4 protein-coding genes and 2 pseudogenes are annotated in these 8,720 nt (G+C 37.9%); 3 read left to right on the top strand and 3 right to left on the bottom strand.

Going from position 1 to position 8,720, the window contains the following annotated elements:
* The first annotated feature begins 418 nt into the window (after positions 1-418).
* On the top strand, positions 419-1,555 hold the full coding sequence (locus Q0791_RS23540) for a replication initiation protein (RefSeq protein ID WP_299011701.1): 1,137 nt from the start codon (positions 419-421) through the stop codon (positions 1,553-1,555).
* Positions 1,556-1,933: 378 nt separating this feature from the next.
* On the top strand, positions 1,934-3,388 hold the full coding sequence (locus tag Q0791_RS23545; protein ID WP_299011702.1) for a hypothetical protein: 1,455 nt from the start codon (positions 1,934-1,936) through the stop codon (positions 3,386-3,388).
* A gap of 218 nt (positions 3,389-3,606) precedes the next feature.
* On the opposite strand, the gene Q0791_RS23550 is transcribed toward Q0791_RS23545, so the two are convergent.
* Together Q0791_RS23550 and Q0791_RS23555 are read right to left on the bottom strand one after the other, a co-directional pair.
* Positions 3,607-4,239 (bottom strand): recombinase family protein, encoded by a 633-nt coding sequence (locus Q0791_RS23550; RefSeq protein WP_299011703.1) that lies wholly within the window; start codon positions 4,237-4,239, stop codon positions 3,607-3,609.
* A gap of 93 nt (positions 4,240-4,332) precedes the next feature.
* Positions 4,333-5,093, bottom strand: a pseudogene (locus Q0791_RS23555) (Fic family protein); the annotation flags it as partial.
* 61 nt (positions 5,094-5,154) lie between these two features.
* Between Q0791_RS23555 and Q0791_RS23560 the strand changes: the two are divergent.
* Positions 5,155-5,283, top strand: a pseudogene (locus Q0791_RS23560) (transposase); the annotation flags it as partial.
* A 131-nt stretch (positions 5,284-5,414) separates the two neighbouring features.
* On the opposite strand, the gene Q0791_RS23565 reads toward Q0791_RS23560, so the two are convergent.
* The coding region (locus Q0791_RS23565) for a hypothetical protein (protein WP_299011705.1) at positions 5,415-8,720 on the bottom strand (3,306 nt) is incomplete at its 5' end.

Below are 8,720 nucleotides of genomic sequence, written 5' to 3' on the forward strand. Positions count from 1 at the left end.
GGTTTTCAGCCTAACTGTGTCCAAATCTTAGTGTGGCGCTGAGTGTTAGCGAGTGCGAATGGGTGAAAGTTGAGCAAATCGACTGGGTTTTCAGCCTAACTGTGTCCAAATCTTAGTGTGGCGCTGAGTGTTAGCGAGTGCGAATGGGTGAAAGTTGAGCAAGTCGACTGGGTTTTCCGCTCAACTGTGTCCAAATCTTAGTGTGGCGCTGAGTGTTGGTGAGTGCGAATGGGGAAAAGTTGAGCAAATCGACTGGGTTTTCAGCCTAACTGTGTCCAAATCTTAGTGTGGCGCTGAGTGTTAGCGAGTGTGAGTGGGGTTGAATAAACGTATTGATGATAACTATGAATACTTCTTAGTTGAAAAGAGTTTAGCTTTATTCGATACTGATAACATCAAAGTATAAGAGTGACGTTAAATGAACAAAGGTGAACAATTAGAGCATCAAGATATGGATGATGATAGTGCTTTAATGATAACAACAAATAAGAGTGTTGATTTAAAATCTACTTTTTTCAAAAAAAGTCATAATTTAGTTTTTTCACAATTATCATTATCTCCGGTTATGCATGATATTGTTGCTTTGTTTCTCACTCGTTTACATAAAGATCACTGGGTTCCATTTATGAACGGGGAGCAGATACACAGTCCTACGTATAGTTTTTCAAGTGATGTATTAAAAGATTGGTTTGGGTTTTCTGATTCAAAGCAACAATATGCTACTTTGGTGTTGCCAGCAGAGCGTTTAAGTAAGAAGTCGATTGGTATAAAAGACCCTAAAACGAAAAAATTCTCATTTACATCACTATTTAAACGCATTTATTATGAAGATGGTGTACTGTACATCACTCCGAATGATTTACTGATCAATGAGTATTTAGCGATTTCCGGAGGGCACAGTCAAGTTCCTCATCGTAATTTTAGAAACATAAAAACAGAACATGCTAAGCGTCTTTATACCATGTTGTGTCGCTATAAAAACGACGCTTTTAGCGTATTTCATCCTCAAAAACTATCCGAGCTCCATGCATACTTTGGATTGCTTGATCAGCAGGGACAGCTGAAAACAAAGAGTTATGGGCTCGTCAGCAAATTCATTCAGCGAATTATTAAGCCTTCTATAAATTTAATAAATAAAAATGAGCCCTTTATTCATTTTTTAACTGATGAAAAATCGGGTAATTTGGGGTATGAGGCTATCAAAGAAGGTCGGAAGATAGTTGCCATTAGATTTTTATTTAAGTGGGAAAACCCACAATTAGCGGCTAAAAACGAAGCAGAGGAGCGTGCTAAACTGGGTGGTGTGATCTCTCCATTTGAGATGGCCAAGTTGACTTTTGATATGGTGAGTCATTTCTCACCGAATGATCCAGGAAATCCGACTGTGGGTGAATTGAATAACATGATGTCCCTAACTGGGCAACTGCTATCAGAAGGATTCGTATTAGATACAGAGTTTATGTCTAATTTTGCTCTGGCGATGTCAGAAGCGAAAAACAGAGATGCGCTCAATTCTTTAAATAAAGGGGCTGTCATTGAGCATCATGATTTATAGTCTTTGGGATTTAATCTTTTTTATTGAATAAGTCGCATATTAAAATATCAGATTTTTTATCACCCTCAAGATAAAGCATTTGGCAGTGATGTCTGAGCGAGTACACCTAAAGGACTGCCCTTGCGATAACTCAAATTTAACCTGTTATCTCCTTAATTTATTGAGTGGTTGCTTTTTGATTGTTTTGGGTGGTTTTTAGACTAAATTCTAGCTTGCAAACACACTCATATCTCATTTCTCTCGGCCAAATTAACGGCTTTAGCGCTTAAAAGCCGCAGGCTGCTTCGTTTAACTAAGCTAAAAATGCTGACTCGCGATATGATACAAATTAACTAAACTTACCTATGATACGCTTCTTCAGTCCATGTGGAGACAAAAATGCCCCGTCAAAATAGGAATCCTCCATTAAAGAGCTATATTGGCGCAGTCTCTATTTGCTCATCCATTGAACCCCATTTATTGACGGATACAATAGAGTACACTCACATCACCATTGGCCTAGATGATTGCTTATATCCTACTCGTCAAGTTCGAAAATTATCCGACGTAGAAGAGGAAATGCAGAGGAGCAGTTTTGTCTATCGTCCATCATTTAAACTGGATGGACTCTATAACTTTGTTTTGTTATCGCGGCGTGCCATGCTTATGGGAGCAGATTCAGATGATTTTTTCGATCAGAAAAGAGAGAGCTACTATGAGCTTCGTCTGTGGCGCGGCTTTACTGATCATCCCTTTAAACGTGTGGGGGTAATGGATTATCGTGGTGTTAAAGTTGAAACCAATGCATTAGGTTATTTAAGTTTTGAAAAAATGAAGTTTATACTCGACTTTGTAAAAGTACTCGCCCATTATCAAAACAAAGAGCAAGTAATTGATTTTATGGTATACACCATTCATGGTTTACTTCAAAATAAAGGATACACAAAATACAACTCTGATGATGAATCATTCTATTCACCTTCAATAACAGCAGCACCAACAACACCATGCTCAACAACAACTTCAGTGGTATCTGCGGCTGCCTATACAAGCCTAGAGGATAACGAGGAGCAATCGCGGTGGAGCATTGTTAGTGATGAGGATCTTCCGCCTCTTCCTCAATCTTCTGCAAATACAACAGTGAGAGTCGCTCACATTTCAGCGCCTAATAATGTCAATTTAACCACCCCGCCCCCTAATAGCATTTTAGCATTCTTATCGAAGCAAAATCCTTCACCCTCTAATAGCATCTTAGGAGGTCAAAATTCTTCCCCCTCTGATAAACACATGATATTGACTGATCAGGATATAAGTGAGCTTATTGATGATACGGCCAAATTTATTGGCCATTTAAAGGGGGCTTCTAGTTTACGTCTTGCATTTAGAAGGACAAACAGAAAGGGAGCATTATTATCAAAAGCCCAAAAAACGTTCACTCTTATTCATAAAGAATTGCCTCCAAAAAGCTTACTTAATATTAATGAGCTTGAAACCAGTATAACGTTTGTCATTGAAGCCATCATACAAGTTGCATTTTTAGTTAGAGATGAAGAAAAAGCGGCAAAAAAAGGTGTCGTTCGTAAAACAAGCACTGCAGAAGCATTGTTTTCACTTCGTACTCGTTATAGATTTGAAAAAATCCCCGGCTGTGACTTCTTAGAGCGAATGAGAGAGTATAAATCTCAAGCGAAGAGCAATAAAGATCAATATTATCAGCAGTCAAGAGACATGATGTTTAAGTTTAATAAACATATCTTATATCGGGATGAGGTAAAAAAATTCTATTATGATTATGCTGAAGACATGTTAAAAAACTTTCGGAAAATTCATTTACCGAGAAGTCACGATGATTAGTCTTCACTCCAATCACTGAAGTGGTTGAGTTTGTTTTAAGTCACTTTCTTGATGGCTGTGATTTTATTCGCTCTTTATAAAAGGTTTAAATCACCAATTTTAGTGATGAGGTAGCTTCCCTATAAGGGGTTTTGCGCCCATTTCAGCGAAAAGTCCAAAGTGGCTCTGTAAGCCTCATTCCACAAGGCATTCGGAGCACTCCTATATTAATAAAGTCCTTAATTTAAGCCATGAGTCTTAATTTTCTTGGAGACTTTAGCTATGGTTGCCCTTGAACATCCAAGGTAATGCTGGATCTGATTGTAAGTTTTTTCGTCTTTAAGCAGTTCAGCTATTTTATCCTGAAGCTCAATATCGTCTGGCCTACCTTTATATTTTCCATTCTTTTTTGCTTTTTGGATCCCCTGAAATTGTCGTCTTCGCCTGTCCTCATAATCTTTTCGGGCAATCGCCGCCAACATATCGAGCATCATGTCATTTAATGCACTCAGCATTCTATTGGTAAACTCGTCGTTTGTAGCAATCAACTGATGGCTAGTTGGTAGATCCAGAGCCACGATACGAATTTTCTTATCCTTGATTATTGATTTCAGCGTTTCCCAATCTACAGTATTTAACCGGCTGATCCTATCAACTTGCTCTACCAGTAATACATCCTCTGGTTGTGCAATATCGAGCAGCCTAAACAGTTCTGGCCGATGTAATCTTGCTCCAGATTCATTTTCTATGAACCAAGCGGATATTTTTAGGCCACTGCCTTGGGCAAATTCAGTTAACCCCTCTTTTGCTCTTTCTGCATCTTGTTCATCGGTTGAGGCTCGAAGGTAAGCGTAGACTCTAAAGGTGTGCATAGTTCATTTTATATGGTTTAGTATTTGTGGTTCATTTTAAATACTATTATTAAATTAATAAACCAGTTTTCCTTTGGTTTACTTAAGATGCACTTAAATCGAACCATATGCAGTAAACTGATTACTGTCTTTCGTCATTAATTGGATCCGTTTTGAGTGAAGAAACAGCTTTTCTTTACTTGGCTGAGTTTCCTGAAGTACATCTATGTCACAGAGTTGTTTTAAATAGACAGAGGCTGTTTGTCTTTTGGCAAGTCCTGTATCAACCAGATTGCTGATCCGACAATCAGGTTGCTCAAAGATAATTTGGATTAATTCGTAGCTGTATATCTTAGGTAAAGCATCACGTACAAACTCGATTGTATGCTCTATGAGCTGACGGGCAGCGGTAATTTTCTGAGTCGTCCATTGCTCGGTTTCGGGCACTGCGTTAAGCATAAAACAGATCCAACTTTTCCACTCTTGATCTTTGATTACATTCAATAAGAGTTGATAGTAGTCTTGCTTGTTTTGAACAATATAACGACTTAAATACAAAATAGGCAGGCTTAGTAGGCCTTGTTCGATCAGGTGGATATGCAAAATACGCCCCGTTCTGCCATTGCCATCCGTAAAGGGATGGATCGCTTCAAATTGATAGTGAGCCGCCATTTTCATCAGCGGATCAATATCATCTTCATTATGAATAAACGCCTCCCGGTTACTCAACAGCCCTTTAATGACATCTTCTTTGGTAGGTGGTGTGTAAATGATATCGCCGGTTACACTATTACTTAACACTGTGCTAGGTACTTTGCAGATATCCATGTTCATGGATTTTAAAATGCTGCAAATTTCTATGTTGTAGTGGTACAGTAAATTTGGCTACCTAGTTAGAGGTGATATGATTCACCTCATAAGTCAATAGATAACATCATGGCAAAACGTAAAAGAAGACTTTTTAGTGCAGAATTCAAACTTGAATCGGCTCAATTGGTACTCGAACAGAACTATACAATCATTGAAGCAGCACAGGTCATGAATGTGGGTAAATCCACCATCAATATAACGGTGGGCTGACACCCAATGAATCAGAGCGGTTGTTCTGGTTAAACTCTAAAAACGTGGCCAATATTAATTGAGCACTACACTTCAAAAAATGGGTAACTGTCAAATCAGATCTGAGCGAGTACACCTTATTTTTTATTTTCCTTTTGCCATTCATCTATGATTTTATAAAATCTCTTTAAATAAAAGTAATATAAATATAAATCATACTGTCCATTCAACCTTAAATGTCTTGCGTTGTCGGAAAGAATATCTCGAATAGATAAAAAACCATGATCATTTTGTCTTCGACTCTGAGTAGAGTATGTGGGAGCATCTAAAAATAACTGTATTAGCGGCCCAGGTGCTCGACGATGTAGGTCCCAGTCTGCTTTTTGATAAACCATCGCATTTTTTGCGTTTTCGCAATGTTCTTTTACTGCCTTAACATATCTGATGGTGACACTTCCCACCCAGGACGCCTCCTTGGAGTAGTTGTAGAGCGTGTTCACTGCTTGATTTACTTCATAATAACTGGCTCCGTTTTGTGTTAAAGCCGCCAGCATAATCCTTTGATGTGTAAGATAAGGTTCCTTATTTTTTTCTTGGGCCATATGTAACACATTCATATCGTTTATGGGTGTGTTGTTGCATATCCTATAAAGTGAAGAGAATGCGCTATCAAATACGTTATCTATTTTAATGGCCTCTGTGTAATCATCGTCTTTAATCACAGTACTCTTTTTAGGTAATATATCATTCCAATTCGTTGACCGACTTAATAAATCATCGTCCAATCCCATGACTTTTGTGACCATATAGCTATGAGATATCATGTATAATATTAATGCGACCGAATAATAATTGTCATTGGCTAACATCTCTTTTATTTGTGTACTCATTTTTGGCAGTGATACGTCAGTTGTGGCTAAATGGGCTAATAGCCCATCACCTGTTGCTTTGATCAAGCCATATAAAGCAGGATAGCTCATAATACCCATCACCCTTGGGTAAGAGCTGCGCCTGCTTCGAAATGATGTGTTTTTACATAGCGCACTCCTCGCCTTGCTCTGCTGCTTACCCGCACCGAAAAGTTGCTCAAAAAAACTCTCATCGCTGTCAGCAGTACCCTTGCTTCCTCTGTTTACGTTTTGCTCAAGGTATGTCTCCATGACGTCTTTAGTATGAACATCTAAAAATATACTCTTTCCAGCATCCATTATGCTATCATTCACACGTGCAACAGGGACATAGGTTTCTCGATTAAACTTATCGTTACTCCAGCCAAAATTACTTGTGGCTAAATTTTGAGCGTTTTGTAATTCTTGCTTATTCAGTTGTTTTTTGTGCTCAAATACGCCAAACATTGCTTGGTATGTTCCACTTGATAATCCAATAACACCTTTAAAGGCCACCACCATTTCTGATTGTGTGACGACTTTTGATCCCAGTAGCATAGCGGCAACATTACCTTTTAGTCGCATAGGACCTGTGGTAACCCGTTCTTTCATTGCCACTACCGCATTCACAGCTTGCGCCTTCATGTTATCTGTAATCGATTGGCGAATATCATCCTTAATAAATGTTTTTTGTAGCTCGTCCCAGGCCTCATGTAAATCCGCTTGAAAGGTTTGTGCCAGTAATATCACTGAATGATTTAAGCGCAATAAATCATTAATATCATCGGTGTTTGTATGTTCTAAGTCAGGGGTTAGCACGTCGATGATCCTTTGATTTCTTATCGATAATTTAGGATAATTTGTCCCATATACTCTGGTTTTCAAATTCTTTATTTTTGTATCTACGTACTCTGTATGAGTTTTCGTGCTTCTTGTTATTTTTCTTAAGCATTCAAATAAAGAATACACGATATACAATGCAATACCCGTCATATTATGTTGATTTGAACTCAAAGACAGCAATATGTTATCAATAATCTTGATTGCATATTCCTCCTTTTTATCCTGCTCTTCATTGATGCTTAGGAGTGAACCTATCATGTTAGCGGTATCGGGATCACTTAATAGGGACAAGACTATGATGGCAACAAGACAAGAGCGTGTTTCAGGTTGAAAACCTTTACATGTGTCCAAAAAAAATTTTGTTTTTTGAACCACTTTATTGCCATACTTAATTAATGGATTTACATCAGCATCCATAAAATTTAACCAAATGACGCATTTATTAAACTCTGAAAGCGTTCCCCTATTTTGATAAGCATAAATTAATAACCAGTCTTTAAAGGATGTCGTACTCCCCTTAAGCAGGGGTTGGTTTAAGTCTCTTGCCCAGATACCTCTTACTCCAGGATAATTACTCTTAGTACAATTTGTTCCAGATAAATTCAATAACAGTGTATTAACGTTAAAAATAGTGGTATAAAAATTATTATCAGGCTCGGCTTCAGGTTGACATAATGTCCATAACCCGTGTCGAAGCATGGCATAAAAAAATAACGACGTTTTACGACCGTAATCGTGTTGATTGATATGAACTTGTAATGTTTTAATAAACTCCGCCTCTTTATCCGCGATCGATTGATTAACGTCTTCTTGGCTCTTGATCGACAGCTTGACATAGGCTTGGTATTTCTCCTTTTGGCTACTCACATAAGGTCTATCCAGTGTATTTTGTTTTTGTTGGTTTGTGCATAAATAGTCATGAATATTAGAGAGTAATTGTAAATGCACTAATTCCTTTTTATTCACCTCATCAACATCCAATAAGTACGCTTTGGCTCTTGCAAGATACGTGGTTGCCATTTTTCCATGTGTTCGCAATTGGTTTGAAAGGACGGCGACGTTTAATCGAATGTCGTTATAGATATCTTTTAATGCACTTGTCCAATAAGTATCACCTTTGACGTTGGCATGGGATGCAATTGCAGGCAAAATATCATAAATAATCCCATCAAGTAATGTGCCTATTGCGGCTTCATCTTGGTATAACGCTTGTAATTTTTCAATAAATTGCTCTCGATTAAAGATACTCACTCCATGCTTGTCGATCATTTGTTGAACCGTTCGTTTACCGAGATCTAATAATACTAAGCGCTCAAACAAGGAAATTAATGTCGCAACCGATAGTGAGACTAAGGGTAATAGCAAGCTTGTTGAGTTATTCACTATCTGCTCTATCGTATTTTTTATCGCTTTATCCTGTAACCCATTAATGCCTTGTTGTTTATCCTTTTGATCAGTAAAGCACTCATTATATTTCTCGATATAAAGGATCATTAACTTGATGACTTTTTCGGCGTCAACTTCAGACTGATTGCCACTGTCTCCTATTTTAATATGTTCCTGTAACCCTTTATTGGCAACCGCAATGGATTTCGTTGTTTTGAAATAATTATTAACACCTTGGGCATGGGTACATACAAAGGAGTGAATAAGCATGCTGTAAGCGTAATCCAGTAATAAATAGAAAGGGGTAACGGCGGTATCTGAAAAGGA

The organism is uncultured Shewanella sp. (assembly GCF_947495455.1).
GTDB lineage: Bacteria > Pseudomonadota > Gammaproteobacteria > Enterobacterales > Shewanellaceae > Shewanella.

Bases quoted from the DNA above. Each gene is read 5' to 3' on its own strand.
- Q0791_RS23540 (WP_299011701.1), top strand. From the start codon at position 419: ATGAACAAAGGTGAACAATTAGAGCATCAAGATATGGATGATGATAGT.
- Q0791_RS23550 (WP_299011703.1), bottom strand. From the start codon at position 4,239: ATGCACACCTTTAGAGTCTACGCTTACCTTCGAGCCTCAACCGATGAA.
- Q0791_RS23545 (WP_299011702.1), top strand. From the start codon at position 1,934: ATGCCCCGTCAAAATAGGAATCCTCCATTAAAGAGCTATATTGGCGCA.